A 14,021-nucleotide genomic window follows, 5' to 3' on the forward strand; every position below is an offset into this window, starting at 1 on the left:
CAGTGATACGCCTGTGTGGTCCAATGATAGGCAAAGCCTTGTACTTTAGTGGAATGATCACAAAAAACGAAGTCTATATCGTGTGCTTCAGCCTCCTCTACTTGAATTAGTAAAGCTATTATATTTTAGAGCAATATCCATGCCAAAAAAGGATCGTCCACATAGCTAGATTTCACGCCTTTGATAGGAAAAATTGATACAATAATGAATTGAAAAAAGATTTTTTTGATTCATTATGGATTTTCCGATTCTTTTCTGAATCAAAAACTGGATATCTGTTTTGTAAAATTCAGATTGATGTTTTCATGATAAAACAAAAGAAGATGCCTCGACTCACTGCTTGGATACCGGCATCTTCCAAATGGTTAAACTGAACCTATTTTACATTTTATATTCTAAAGCTCACTATTTAAGTACAGGAAAAAAAATTTCAATATGTATGTTTTATGTATCAGGCCAAGATAAGTGCACTATCCATCATATGGGAAGTGGATGCTGAAGGTGGTTAAAGCTTCATTGGACTCACAATTCATATACCCATCATTGCTTTCGATGATTTTTTTACATACGTATAGACCGATTCCCGTTCCTAACTCTTTTGTGGTGACAAACGGCTCGAAAATGGTTTCAATCAGTTCACTGGCAATGACAGGCCCATTATTGGAAATGCGAATGATTTGTTCATTTTCTTCTATTGAAGAGTGTATCTTCAAAATTCTAGGATGTTCTTTGTCCTTCAATGCATCAATGGAATTTATAAAGAGATTTAAAAACACTTGTTTCAAACCGTCCTTGCTCGCTGTTATGAAGAAATTCGGAAAAATGTCTATTTCAACATTAACGCTAGCATCCACAATATTGGCATATGTCAGTTCCTGTATTTCTTCAATTAAATTCAACACGGAAATGTCCTCTATTTGCTCCTCGTTAAAATCAGATTTGGAAGTATGAAGGAATTGGGTTATCCTGAAATTCAACTGATTTAATTCATAATCGATGATATCCAAATATTTCAATTCTGGATTCTCTCGCTTCAGCAATTTATTGAACCCCATAATGGCTGTAAGCGGGTTTCTGAACTCATGCACAAAGCTAGATGATATTTGCCCAAGTACCGCTAATTTATCTTTATGATTCTCGCTGATATAAGACTTTTTCTCCTCAATCAACTCATTCGTAAGATTCGTATATTCCGTTACGGCATGATAACTGAAAGTATCAAAGTGTACATTAATCGCATTAATGAATTCCTGCAAATGAGAAAGTGGAATATTGGCCCCGAAAATATTTCTTATGATGATATTTCTCCCTAAATTAATATTATAGAGAAAATCCCCAATGTTAATATTTGCTTCAAGGCGCTCTTTTGCAACTTGATGGGCCAATTTTGTCAGCATGTCATCAGATAAGTCGCCCTTGAACGTTTGGATGACCAGGGCATACATGCCATAGCCATTCTCTTTGATTTTTTCTTTATACGGATCTATTTCATCAATCTTAATTGTCTCGTTCCATTCATTTAAAAATAAGGTTTGATTTTCTTCCAAGTATTGAATCAATACTTTTTTATACTGATTATTTTCAGACGACAACTCCATACTATGACCACCACATCCCCTTGCGGAATTTTAGACAATGCATCAATAACACCATTCTATATGAGATTTTGATTTCCTGCACTTCAATATTTAATGTTTTTATCAACATGGTGAACCCCTCTCTTTCCACGAAAGGAAGCATGGTAAAAACAAGAAATGGAGCTTTAAGGGGGGCAGGACTACACTTTGCCGTATATCGCAACTTTCCAATGTTGACGGGATTGGATTGAGAAAGGGGCAGGTCTTGCCTTTCCCTCATGTTACCTTTCACTTGTGGAATTATCCCGGGTGCTTCCTTTTCCAAGCAATCGATCAATGGTGCGTAAACGGACCTGTAGACAATATAATTATAACAGAAGATTCAAATATCTTCCAAAGTGAATTTGCTGGAGTTCAAAGTTCCCGGCGTTTCCATTAACTTAGTCTTTCAGGATTATGTATCGTGTCCCGTTATTTCCAAACCTCATCCAAAGCGTCCCTAAATAGTTGGTCTAAATACTCTGTCGGGTCTTCAGGTTTCATATCTAATGTTTTAGCATAATTCGTCAAATGCGCCATTTCCTTTTCTAAAAAGTCATGAATGACTACAATTCTAGGTTCAAGGTCCAACTCTTCGCCATTTATTTTCCTCGTGAGCAAAGTTTGGATTTCCATTTTTAGTGGTCCCCCTGGAATGATACCTTCGAGTAATGCCGGAAACGGCATCGGGGGGATGGTGTTATATTTTTCGATCCAAAGGCATGCCATGACTGGACGAAGCACATAAAAATATTTTTTGATTTTCACCTGTTCATTTTGTAAATAATTTCTATAATTGCCCTTGGCCATGTTCAAATAATGATACAATGCTGCGGCTGGTACATACACCTTGTCACTCATTTCCTTCAGCTTGCCGGCAATCGAATAAGCTTGATGATATACGATTCCCGAGTTCAACCATTCGTGAAGCGGGGGGTTGGATTTTCTGAATAACCGCAGGGCTTTCGTAAGTTCCCAACCATTGATATCCAATTCATCATTGATTGGCAGCTCAATGACATCTCGCTTTTTATCAATGGACAAATACCAATCTTGTTTATGTATATAAATGAACCTAACATCGTAATCACTATCTTTCGATGGAAATTCCCATGCCCGGCTCCCCGATTCACATGCGTACAGGATTTTGACATCATTGGCTGCTTCAATACCCTTTAATTCTTCTATTATTTTTTCTTTCATGACACTTCCCCCTTCTCGATTTATCACGAAGCTTGGAAGTTTAACCTTCGCCTCCGCCTTTAGCTTTTATAAATCTCCCTTACTCTCTGAACATGCTTTCCTAAACCGATCGAAAGCTGCCCCATACGAGTTCAGCGGTGCACATCCATAAAGCGGTTCGCCTTACATCCGCTTGTTTTCGTCCTATGGCCACTTTCCAGATGTCATTTGTGATTGAAGAGATGTTGCTTTCATGGATCAGACTCCATTGCAATTATATCATTTTACGGCTAGTAAGCTTCCATATATAAACAAAGAGACCTTTCAAATGCGAAGGGTCTCTTTGTTTCTCTCTTTATCCATTGCGTTCGATTTGCATTTTTTCCCTGCTTGCTTTTTCTTTTTCTATTTTTTGCTGCCTTGAGGTTCCGGCTACTAAAATGCCGATCACCACTAGGGCTTCAAATCCATATTTCATGAAGGGATTAGCAAAGTAGTCTTGCATGAATGGTTCAGCAACGATCATCTTGGAAGCTGTCCAGCCAAGAATCCCTGCCCCGATAATGATGATGAATGGGAAACGCTCGATCAGTTTTAAGATCAATGTGCTTCCATACATAACGACTGGAATCGAAACTAGCAAGCCGATTACCACCAACGTGAAGTTACCATGTGAAGCACCTGCCACAGCCAGGACATTATCCAGTCCCATCAAGGCATCGGCAATGATGATCGTTTTAATCGCAGCCCACATTGAATCTGCCGGCTTCAAATCTGGTTCTTCTTCATCGATAAGGAGCTTATAAGCGATCCATACGAGAAGTAATCCTCCAATTAAATGTAATCCTGGAACCTCCAAGATAACGACAACAAGCAGCGTTGCAATGATCCTGATCACAATCGCCCCGACAGCTCCCCAAATGATCACCTTTTTTTGCTGATCTTTCGGAAGCTTTCTGGCAGCAAGCCCGATTAGGATTGCATTATCACCAGCAAGAACCAAATCTATCATAATGATTGCTAAAAGTCCTGAAATGAATTCACCTGTTAAAAAATCCAACACATCTTCCTCCTTTAATACAAAAATAAAGAGACCTCTGCCATAAATGGCAAAGGTCTCGCTGAGCACTAAATGAATTAGGCCAATAAAGCCGGTGGGATTCCACGTAATGACGACTTTATTTCAGGTTATCCCTGACGCTACTCCCCTTCACGGGAATGAAGAGCTATGTAATTCCGCTTCACTTATGGTATAGGCCTCTTAGGAAAATACCATAAAAAAATATCACTAGTTCAGTATACCAAAATTACGAATAAATGAAAGAAAAAAAATAAGGAATCATAGACCTGTTTTTTTTGCAAAATATTGGCTATTCCTTCATATATGAAGATTTTACAAAAAAGTTCATCACTGCAGGCCTATCTTAAAAGTTTAATTTAGCTGGACCAATATCTCCATCAATCATCTCTGTCAAGTGATTGGTTAATTTCTCTGCAAGGCGCGGTATTGTGTTCAAATCCTTTCCCCATAATTGCTGATTATGCAAGATGGCCTCGATGAATTGCCAGGTTGGGACTTCTTTCTTATCGTGAAGCCTCCATAGATCTTGGAAGAATCCAATAACCTGTAAATCGTCTTGAATGATATATTCCTTACCGCCAAAGCTTTTGCCAATATACTTCCCATTTACTGTTTCTCCTTTATAAAAGCGGAGCAGACCCGCAAAACCTCTTACAATGGAGGCAGGCAGCTTCCCATTTCTTTCATGATAGTCTTCCAGCGTAGGTAGGAGGCGGACCTTAAACTTTGAAATGCTATTCAAAGAGATATCGGAAAGGAAATGCTGAACAAATGGATTGGCAAATCGCTCCAAAACGCTTTCCCCGTATTCGAGCAGTTCATCCTTGCCATATGGCAAGGAAGGAATGATTTCTTTTTCGATAGCCTGATATAGAAATTGATGGAAATCCGGATGTTCGGTGGCTTGTTTCACTTCTTTCAGGCCAAACAAAATCCCAAGAGGTGCCATTAATGTATGTAACCCATTTAATATCCGGACCTTCCTTAGCTGATAGGGTGTCAAATCCTTCACCCATCGTACATTCAAGCCTGATTGCTGCAACGGAAGGCGCTTATCGAGGGCCTGATCACCTTCAATGACCCATAAATGATAAGCTTCGGCAGTAGTTAGCAATGTATCCTCATATCCCAAAGAAGAAAATAACTCATGCGACTCTTTAACCGGGAAACCTGTTACGATTCGGTCAACAAGCGAGTTAAGGAAGAGGTTGTCCTGTTCTAGCCATTCAATGAATGACTTTGGCAACTCCCATTCCGCACAATGCTTTAGCACACACTGCTTCAATGAATCGCCGTTCCTCTCCAAAAGCTCACAAGGAAGCATGATGAGTCCTTTTTCCGAATCTCCCTGAAAATGAAGATAACGCCGATATAAAAAGGCGGTAAGCCTTCCCGGAAAGGCTTCGATCGGCTCCCCTTCAACAAAAGGAGTTGGCTGATATTTAAGCCCTGCCTCTGTCGTGTTGGATACTACGAATTCCAATGTAGGAATTTCGGCCATTTCCAAAAACCCCCACCACTCTTCATAGGGATTTATAACTTTTGAAAATACGGAAATGATCTCTGTATATTCCACCACTTCACCTTGATGGAAACCACGCATCATTAATGTATAAAGTCCGTCCTGCTGCTTCAATTCTTCGATTTTCCTTTTTCCTGTAGGACGAGGTTGTGTAACCGCTATACTTCCCTTGAAATGACCTTGTTTATTGCTTTCGGCTATCATCCAATCGAAGAAGCCGCGAAGGAAATTCCCCTCCCCAATCTGCAAAACTTTTATCGGATAATGCAACATTTGTGCAGATTGGACAGCCTGGGTATTTCGATTTAATCGCTTCAAGTTTCCTTCATTCATGTGCATGGCCACAAAACTCCTTTCTTACGGTATATGCATGCTTATATTTCGACAATGGCCTTGATCACTTTAGCTTCCGGTTGTAGCCACCCTTCAAATTGATCGATCATTTCGTCCAGCTCTGCACGATGTGTAATATACATACTTAAATCCAACCGCTTATTTCTCAGAGTATTCACCACTTCATCAAAATCTTGCCGCGTGGCATTTCTGCTTCCCATCAATGTAAGCTCCTTGCTATGGAATTCAGGATCATTAAAGCAAATATCCGATTTCACCAAACCTACATAAATTAACCTTCCGCCGTGGGCAGGGTACTTGAATGCATTCATCATCGATTTAGCGTTCCCCGTAGCGTCGAACACCACGCTTGGCATATCCCCTTTCGTCATCTCAGCCAATTTCTCCAATGGATTCTCCAGAACATTCAACGTATGATCCACTTTGGCCCATTTCCGGGCGAACGCCAGCCGTTCATCATTCATATCCATTGCAATCACTTTCGCACCTTTTTCTTTAGCAAACGCCATGACTCCCAAGCCAATCGGACCAGCACCGATGACCAATGCAACTTCGCCTTCATGTATGGCGGCCCGTCTAACCGCATGAGCCCCTATGCTTAGAGGTTCGATCATGGCAGATTGATCAAGCGTGAGTCCCTCGGTCCTCACTAAATGATCGCAAGGAACCGTGATCCATTCACTCATCCCGCCTTCTGCATGGACACCTAACACTTTCATATCCGTGCAGCAATTCGTTTTGCCCCCTCTGCAAGCGATACATTTCCCACATTCCAGGTAGGGAATGATGGATACTTGATCCCCGGCCTTCAGTCCTTCCGGGTTTTCCGATATGTCTTCAATAAAGCCGGATAGTTCATGGCCAAGTATTCTCGGATAGCTGAAAAATGGCTGATTGCCCCCGAACGCATGAATATCCGTTCCGCAAATCCCTATGCGCCGTACCCGAATCAAAGCCTCCCCTTCCTTTGGAACCGGTTTTTCTGATTCTATCATCTTAAATGCATATGGTTTTTCACACACGATACTTTTCATTATTCAGCACTCCTTTTTTATATTTGCTTTCTTGAAATTCACATCGTTTAAAGGATGACTCCTTCTTTAAAAATACTGATCTCCCTATATCCGAATTTTTCATTATTGGTTTCTTTTCTGCCTGATGAAAGCGCTAGAATGAATTGGAATAACTCTTCTTTTAATTCATTCATACTATGCCCTTCCATTAATTGGCCGGCATTGTAATCGATCCAGTGCTTTTTGCGGTTTGCCAACTCGGTATTCGTAGCTATTTTGACCGTCGGCACGGGCCCGCCAAATGGTGTGCCTCTTCCGGTCGTGAATAAAACGATATGTGCGCCAGCTGCTGCCAATGCCGTCACCGATACCAGATCATTACCAGGTGAATTAATCAAATTCAATCCTGGCTTCACAACTCTTTCACCATATGCGCTGACATCCACAACCGAAGCATGACCGCCTTTTTGCGTGCAGCCCAGTGATTTTTCCTCCAGTGTACTAATGCCACCTTCTTTATTTCCGGGTGAAGGATTTTCATAAATCTCCTGATCATGGCGCATGAAGTATTGTTTGAAATCATTGATTAGGTTTACGATTTTTTGAAATGTTTCTTCATCCTTTGCCCTGTTCATCAATATCGTTTCCGCTCCAAACATTTCAGGCACTTCCGTCAAAATCGTTGTACCGCCGTTTTCTACAATCAGATCGGATACTGCCCCGACTAATGGATTGGCCGTTATGCCCGAAAAACCATCGGAACCTCCGCACTTCAGCCCTATTTTCAGCTTTGAAACCGGAACTGGCACCCGATGAAATCCTTCCGCATATTCCACTAGCTCCCCGATTAAGCGCAAGCCCATCTCCAATTCATCATTAACCTCCTGGGCTTTTAAGAACTTGATTCGATTTGGGGGGTAATCACCGATGACTTGCTTGAAGGCTTCGATCTGGTTGTTTTCACAGCCTAATCCTACAATCAGTACACCCGCTGCATTCGGATGCTGCGCCAAGGCTGCCAGGAGTTTTTGCGTATGAGACAAATCGTCCCCTAATTGCGAACAACCATACGGATGGGGAAAGTGGTGGATCCCATCGATTGGACGATCTTTATACTGCTCATTTCCCATTTTCGCGAGCACTTCACAGGTTTTATTAATGCAGCCGACCGTGTTGATGATCCAAATCTCATTGCGGATACCCGCTTCCCCATTTTCACGGATATATCCTTGGAACGTTTGGACCGGATTTTCCGTTTCCATCGTTGGGATGCTTGGCTGATAGGAATAATTCAATATCCCCTCGAGGCCGGATTGGAGATTATGAGTGTGAACCCACTCACCAACATCGATATTTTCTTTCGCTTTGCCGATTGAATAACCGAACTTAATGATGTCATCTTCAGGCTGAACCGGACGAATTAACATCTTATGGCCTTTTCCGATGTCTTCACCTGCCTTTATTTGTAGCAGTCCTTTATCTCTTGATTGAATCTCGAGAACCTGTCCTTTACGAATTCCTGCCAACGAGACGACCACATTATCATCTGCATGCAATTGAACGATTTTATCCATATTATCCTCTCCTTTTCTTAACGGTGATCACCGTCCATGCCCCCGCTTATAGAAAGCCCTTTCATTTTCTAGTTTAACATCAATAATTGAAATAAAAATGGCGGTTTTTGCTATAAATATACTTATTTTTGATGTATGATACTTTCAGGAGCTGAATGAAATATGAACAAATCTACAAAAGTACTTGGCCATGATGCATTATTCCCATTTGCTTTCCTCTTTCAAGATACAAAAAGCCCGCAGAATGAGTTGTCAGATCATATGCATGACTTTTATGAAATCGTCTATGTCTATAGCGGCAAAGGAACCTTTTTCATTGGTGATGTGTTTTATGATATGCAGCAAGGGGATGTATTCCTGATTCCCAACAACACCATTCATAGGGCAATGCCTGATAGGGGCGATCCGGTTACTTCGACGATCACCTTTTTCAGTCCGGCCTTACTATATAAAGACATGATGGATGATTCTTTTTCATATTTACATCTGTTTGACCTACTGAAAAAGCGAAAGAAATATAAAATATCCTTGTCAAAAATCGAACAATCAAGATTGGAGGAGCAGCTGCTCAACATTCAACGTGAAGCAACCAGCGACGCATTGGGCTCAAGGCATGCCTGCATTCTCACTGTTCATCAGATTCTGCTGGATTTACATCGAGCAATTGCCGATGATGAACAAGCCCCCTATATTGGACATACATATAGTCCAGAATGGATCCAAGCGATCTTGATCCATATCCATGACCATTTAAGTGAACCATTGACCCTCTCTACGCTGGCCGGCAAAGCCTCGGTCAGCCCCTCCCATTTCAGCAGGGTTTTTAAGGAAACGACGGGAATCGGGTTGGTGGTATATTTGAACATGAAAAGAATCATCAAAGCGAAAGAATTGTTATCGGGAACGGATCTGACCGTTTCCTCCATCGCGGAAATGTGCGGCTTTGAAAGCATGCCTCAATTTTATCGAACCTTTAAAAAATACAATGATAAAACACCTGCAGTATTTCGGAAAGGAAAATCGAATGGGCTGAGATAGGGATTCCAGCCTTTACCCAGGTAGGCAGGCAAGCCCGTCTCCGCCAAGAATGATCCGGCCACGTAAAATGGAAGTGTCCCCCATCAAATATCATTTGGGAGACACTTCCATTCTATTAATCCACTATGCTGGTTTTACGATTGGACGTACAAAACGAATGACTGCAAGCGAGGCAAAAACAGCTAATCCTCCTGCCAGCAAGAAGGCTACCGTGTATGTACCTGAAGTATCGACAATGTATCCCGTTAAAGTTGGTCCAATGATTCCTGCTGTATTGGCCAGGAAATGCATGAATCCGCCAACAGAGCCTACGTTATCGGGATCCACCACGTCATTAATGATTGCCCAGTAAATGGCACCTGTTAAATATAAGAAGAAAACAGATAGTGCCACCAGCGTAACGGCCGACAACGTCGTCGTTACAATCCCTGCCAAGCCAATACAGACGGCAGATAGGAACAAACAGGTTACAAGCACTAACTTTCTGGAGAATAAGACACCCTTTTGTGCGAACTTCTTATAGAAGAAATCCGACACGAAACCACCCAGAGCAAGACCAATGAACCCGAAAATCCAAGGAATCACCGTGATGATGCTCATGTTTTCCACGCTTAGACCACGAGCGTTGACCAAATAGCTTGGAAACCAGGTTAAAAAAAAGAACAAAATATAGTTATACGAAAAAAACGCGAGTGCTGTAAATAAAACGGTTTTTTGTTTTAGGTAAAACGTGAATTTCAGGTTTCCCTCCGTTGTTGCTGCAACATATTGGTTTCCTGGATTTTCCTGAGCGATCGAGTCATTTGGTTTTTCCTTGGCAAATTTCCACCAGCAAATCGCCCATATCAGGCCGATGATCATAATGGCGATGAAAGACACTCTCCACCCATAGGAAATCGCTATAAAACCAACAATCGGTCCTGCTATCGCACCGCCAAGCGGAGTGCCGCTGTTCGTCAATCCGATCACGGATGCCCGCTTATTGGCCGGGAACCAGTTATTCACCATTTTATTGATCGTAGCCGAAAGCGGTCCTTCACCCATCCCAAACAAGATGCGGATGATGATCATACTGGCAAATCCCACGGCAAGTACAAGCGCACCGCTAAATAAGGACCAAACAATCATTGCCACGAAAAGCGTCAACTTTGCCCCCCACCTATCCGAGGCCATTCCTCCAAGGAAGTTGAATATCGCATATCCAACCGAAAAACTACTAAAGATAATCCCCATCTGTGTTGCTGTTAAAGATAAATCATCTTGAATGAACGGCGCTGCAATGGACAGTGCGGAACGATCCAAATAATTTATCACCCCTGCCAAGAACAAAAAAACAATGATCATTCCTCTACCATTTGAAAACATAATGACCCCCCTAATACGTTTTCGACAATTAATACAGCAAATTTGAAACCGTTTCCAACCGGAGTCCAGTTAAAACAGACTAAATCGGTTTAGAACGCCAATAAAAAAGCGCTTTCTTTTTTTGGGGGAATTCGAGCTGCTGGCTCTAGCACGAATTCCTCATAAGCAAAGTCGGCTTCAAGCGATGAACGCTTGTGTCTTTTTTTTCTTCTTTATTGATTTGACTGAGCAGTAATTCGGCTGCCAAGTTGGCCATTTCAATCGCTGGCTGATCAATCGTCGTGATTGTCGGTGTATAAAAACTGGCATACGGTACATCATCGATACCGATAACGGCTATATCTCCGGGAATATTGATTTCGTGTTTTTTCATATATCGCAACACTTCATTCAGGACGATATCATTCCCTGCCAGTATCGCTTGAGGCCGCCTTTCCAAATCGAAAAATTCTGAAAGCGCAACTGGAATTTCATCTATATTGACGGTTTTTATATAATCCGAATTGGATGGTATTCCGTGTGAAGAGAGTGCATCTTTGTATCCCTGGATCCGCTCGATTCTTGGACTGATATCACGGATTATTGATGTGGTTATGATTGCGATATGTTCAATGCCCTTTTCAATAAACCTATCAACCGCAAGCTTTGACGCTAGATGATTATCCAGCATGACCGTTGCAATATTCAATTCTTCAATGGTCCTATCCATGAAGACAATCGGAAATTGGTCACTCTTCATGCGCTTATATAAATCGAGATTGTCTCCTGTCGGGAAAATGATGATCCCATCCACTTGTTTGGCTCTAAGCATTTCAATATAATTCTTTTCCTTTTCAGGATTGTCATCTGCATTGCATACGATGATATGGAAACCATGATCGTAGAAGTAGTTCTCTATCGCCCTAATCACTTGCGTAGAAAACGTGTGAAGGATATTGGCCACTACCACCCCTACGGTAAAAGTGGATTTTTGCTTTAAACTGCGTGCAAGGATATTAGGCTGATAGTTTAACTCTTCGATCGTTTCTTCGATCTTTTTCCTCGTTTTCTCGCTCATATACTCATATCTCTTGTTCAAGTATTGGGAAACCGTGCTTTTTGATACTTTTGCGTGATTGGCAACATCAGTAATTGTAATGGGTTTCATATCGTTCATTCCTGTCATGTGATTTCATTTATCTGCTAAATAGCCTGTAAACAAAATTGCTCAGATATAATGAATATTCTATTATAGAAAGTGATCGTTTACAATCAACTTCTTATGCAGTGAAATAAGCTCTGGTTTCCCCATACGTTGAACGAATGACGCCTTCAAGTTCATGCCAATCCATCAATGCCATTGCTTTGGCATTCAGACGCCCGAGTAAGCCATGAAGCCCCCATCGACAGGCACCGTTATCCCAGTGACAAACCCTGAGTATGATTCATCTGCCAGCCAAAGCAAAGTACCAAGTAAATCCTCTGGCTTTCCAAAACGCTTCATCGGTGTGGCCGTAATGATTTTATTGGATCTAGCCGTCAGGCTGCCATCTTCGGTTAACAACAGATCTCGATTTTGCTTCGTCAGGAAGAATCCTGGAGCAATGGCATTCACCCGTAAACCCGCTTCGGCAAAATGAACGGCCATCCACATGGTGAAATTATTGATCGAAGCTTTTGCAGCACTATATGCCGGCACTTTTGTCATCGGGGAGTATGAGCTCATGGAAGACAGATTAATGATGGCTGGTGCTTCCGCTTGCAGCAGCTCTTTCCCAAAAACTTGACTTGCCAAAAATGTACCCGTGAAATTACTGGAAAAAACCTGCGAGAAACCATTTTCATCCAAATCGAAAAACGATTTCCCTTCGGTTTCCTCGCCATATGTCTCAGGAGCTGTAATCGCATCTGGATGATTGCCCCCTGCTCCATTTATTAATATATCCACACGGCCGAACGTTTTTTTGATTTCCTCTCTTGCCTTTTCCAATGAGCTCCTGTCCAATACGTCAGTCGCGATCGATAGGGCAGTGCCGCCATCTCGTTCAATGAGCTCGACCACTTCCCGACCTTTTTCTGCCGTTCTGTTCAATATGGCAATCTTGACTCCGTGGCGAGCTAATTCTATTGCCATTTTGGAACACAATACACCGCTGCCTCCAGTGATTACCGCTACTCTGCTTGATAGGTTTTCATGGATGGGAATCATGAGCGGCCGCCTAATTTTGCCGCTTCATTGGCATCCCATAATCCAAGCAAATACATGATCCCTAAAGCCCGGTCGTATAATCCATAACCAGGACGGCAAACCTCTCCCCAAATATGGCGGCCATGGTCTGGTCTGACATAGCCCGAATAATGCTGCTTATTCAATTCTGCTACAACACCCTGTACGTTTATGGAACCATCCTGTGTATAATGAGACGTTTCCACAAAATCACCGTTTTCATAGATCTTTACATTCCGGATATGCGAGAAAGGAGCGCGGTACGCATACTTTTTAGCTACCTGAACCATATCATTTTCCGGATTGGCCCCCATCGAGCCTGTGCACATCGTGAATGCATTCGATGGTGAATTCGATATCGAGATTAGCTTTTCATAACTCGCTTCCCCGGTAATGATTCGCGGCAAACCAAAAATGGACCATGGTGGATCATCTGGATGGATAGCCATTTTAATGCCTGATGCCTCGGCAACCGGTAATATTTCCTTAAGGAATATTCCCAAATTCGCCCATAGCTGTTCTTCATCCACGCGTTTATAGGCTTCGAACAATTCCGAAATCCGCTCCATTTTTTCCGGTTCCCAGCCTGGCAGCGTTAAATCCGAAGCTTCGGCTACCGTTCGGATCAACTCTTGCGGATCTAACGTATCCACCTTTCCCTTTTCATAAAATAATGCAGTTGAACCATCTTCGAGAGGATGGAACATTTCCGTTCGCGTCCAATCAAATATCGGCATGAAATTATAACAAATGACTTTTACGCCCACCTCTGAAAGGTTGCGGATCGTCTCTTTGTAATTCTCGATGTACTTCATGCGATCTTCATTGCCCAATTTAATCGATTCATGAACGTTAACACTTTCCACAACATCCGTGTGAAAACCAAAGGATTGGATATAGTCAATTTCCTTTTTGATTTCTTCCTTTTCCCATACCTCACCTACCGGTTTTTGGTGCAATGCCCAAACGATCCCTTTGACTCCCGGAATTTGTTTAACCTGCTCCAACGTGACTGTATCATTGTCCTTCCCGTACCATCTAAATGTAATATTCATCGTGCACCACCTCCA

11 protein-coding genes are annotated in these 14,021 nt (G+C 42.1%); 1 reads left to right on the forward strand and 10 read right to left on the reverse strand.

All coding sequences use genetic code 11. The annotated features are described in order from the left end of the window. Positions 1 to 470: 470 nt before the first annotated feature. The 6 genes from MHI53_RS12950 to MHI53_RS12975 all read right to left on the reverse strand — a co-directional run bounded on the left by MHI53_RS12950 (position 471) and on the right by MHI53_RS12975 (position 8,342). On the reverse strand, positions 471 to 1,598 hold the full coding sequence (locus MHI53_RS12950) for a histidine kinase N-terminal domain-containing protein (RefSeq protein WP_061140262.1): 1,128 nt from the start codon (positions 1,596 to 1,598) through the stop codon (positions 471 to 473). Positions 1,599 to 2,048: 450 nt separating this feature from the next. After that, positions 2,049 to 2,819 carry a nucleotidyltransferase domain-containing protein gene (locus tag MHI53_RS12955; protein ID WP_340371460.1) on the reverse strand — a complete coding sequence of 257 codons (771 nt, stop codon included), beginning with the start codon at positions 2,817 to 2,819 and terminating at the stop codon, positions 2,049 to 2,051. Positions 2,820 to 3,153: 334 nt separating this feature from the next. After that, positions 3,154 to 3,858: a TerC family protein gene (locus tag MHI53_RS12960; protein ID WP_061140265.1), complete on the reverse strand. Its 705-nt coding sequence runs from the start codon at positions 3,856 to 3,858 to the stop codon at positions 3,154 to 3,156. A gap of 364 nt (positions 3,859 to 4,222) precedes the next feature. Next, positions 4,223 to 5,740 carry a tagaturonate reductase gene (locus MHI53_RS12965; protein ID WP_061140266.1) on the reverse strand — a complete coding sequence of 506 codons (1,518 nt, stop codon included), beginning with the start codon at positions 5,738 to 5,740 and terminating at the stop codon, positions 4,223 to 4,225. A gap of 35 nt (positions 5,741 to 5,775) precedes the next feature. After that, positions 5,776 to 6,789, reverse strand: coding sequence for a zinc-binding alcohol dehydrogenase family protein (locus MHI53_RS12970; RefSeq protein WP_061140267.1), 1,014 nt, complete (start codon positions 6,787 to 6,789; stop codon positions 5,776 to 5,778). 47 nt (positions 6,790 to 6,836) lie between these two features. Beyond that, the gene (locus tag MHI53_RS12975) at positions 6,837 to 8,342 is read right to left on the reverse strand and encodes an altronate dehydratase family protein (protein ID WP_340371461.1); all 1,506 of its coding nucleotides are present in this window, start codon (positions 8,340 to 8,342) and stop codon (positions 6,837 to 6,839) included. A 162-nt stretch (positions 8,343 to 8,504) separates the two neighbouring features. Here MHI53_RS12975 and MHI53_RS12980 point away from each other — a divergent pair, with 162 nt between their 5' ends. Continuing rightward, complete coding sequence (locus MHI53_RS12980; protein WP_061140269.1) at positions 8,505 to 9,380, forward strand: AraC family transcriptional regulator; 876 nt, start codon at positions 8,505 to 8,507, stop codon at positions 9,378 to 9,380. A 123-nt stretch (positions 9,381 to 9,503) separates the two neighbouring features. Here the strand turns inward: MHI53_RS12980 and MHI53_RS12985 are convergent, their stop codons facing one another. The 4 genes from MHI53_RS12985 to uxuA form a co-directional block, all read right to left on the reverse strand. Beyond that, positions 9,504 to 10,745, reverse strand: coding sequence for an MFS transporter (locus MHI53_RS12985; protein ID WP_340371462.1), 1,242 nt, complete (start codon positions 10,743 to 10,745; stop codon positions 9,504 to 9,506). A 145-nt stretch (positions 10,746 to 10,890) separates the two neighbouring features. After that, positions 10,891 to 11,892: a substrate-binding domain-containing protein gene (locus tag MHI53_RS12990; RefSeq protein WP_061140271.1), complete on the reverse strand. Its 1,002-nt coding sequence runs from the start codon at positions 11,890 to 11,892 to the stop codon at positions 10,891 to 10,893. Positions 11,893 to 12,096: 204 nt separating this feature from the next. Continuing rightward, positions 12,097 to 12,933 (reverse strand): SDR family oxidoreductase, encoded by an 837-nt coding sequence (locus MHI53_RS12995; protein WP_061140272.1) that lies wholly within the window; start codon positions 12,931 to 12,933, stop codon positions 12,097 to 12,099. Then, positions 12,930 to 14,006, reverse strand: a complete 1,077-nt coding sequence (gene uxuA / locus MHI53_RS13000; protein WP_061140273.1) for a mannonate dehydratase — start codon at positions 14,004 to 14,006, stop codon at positions 12,930 to 12,932. The genes MHI53_RS12995 and uxuA overlap by 4 nt, the downstream gene beginning before the upstream one ends. Positions 14,007 to 14,021: the final 15 nt, after the last annotated feature.

This window comes from Peribacillus sp. FSL E2-0218, assembly GCF_037992945.1.
Classification (GTDB): domain Bacteria; phylum Bacillota; class Bacilli; order Bacillales; family DSM-1321; genus Peribacillus; species Peribacillus simplex_B.

Bases quoted from the DNA above. Each gene is read 5' to 3' on its own strand.
- uxuA (WP_061140273.1), bottom strand. From the start codon at position 14,006: ATGAATATTACATTTAGATGGTACGGGAAGGACAATGATACAGTCACG.
- MHI53_RS12990 (WP_061140271.1), bottom strand. From the start codon at position 11,892: ATGAAACCCATTACAATTACTGATGTTGCCAATCACGCAAAAGTATCA.
- MHI53_RS12970 (WP_061140267.1), bottom strand. From the start codon at position 6,789: ATGAAAAGTATCGTGTGTGAAAAACCATATGCATTTAAGATGATAGAA.
- MHI53_RS12950 (WP_061140262.1), bottom strand. From the start codon at position 1,598: ATGGAGTTGTCGTCTGAAAATAATCAGTATAAAAAAGTATTGATTCAA.
- MHI53_RS12980 (WP_061140269.1), top strand. From the start codon at position 8,505: ATGAACAAATCTACAAAAGTACTTGGCCATGATGCATTATTCCCATTT.
- MHI53_RS12975 (WP_340371461.1), bottom strand. From the start codon at position 8,342: ATGGATAAAATCGTTCAATTGCATGCAGATGATAATGTGGTCGTCTCG.
- MHI53_RS12965 (WP_061140266.1), bottom strand. From the start codon at position 5,740: ATGCACATGAATGAAGGAAACTTGAAGCGATTAAATCGAAATACCCAG.
- MHI53_RS12955 (WP_340371460.1), bottom strand. From the start codon at position 2,819: ATGAAAGAAAAAATAATAGAAGAATTAAAGGGTATTGAAGCAGCCAAT.
- MHI53_RS12985 (WP_340371462.1), bottom strand. From the start codon at position 10,745: ATGTTTTCAAATGGTAGAGGAATGATCATTGTTTTTTTGTTCTTGGCA.
- MHI53_RS12995 (WP_061140272.1), bottom strand. From the start codon at position 12,933: ATGATTCCCATCCATGAAAACCTATCAAGCAGAGTAGCGGTAATCACT.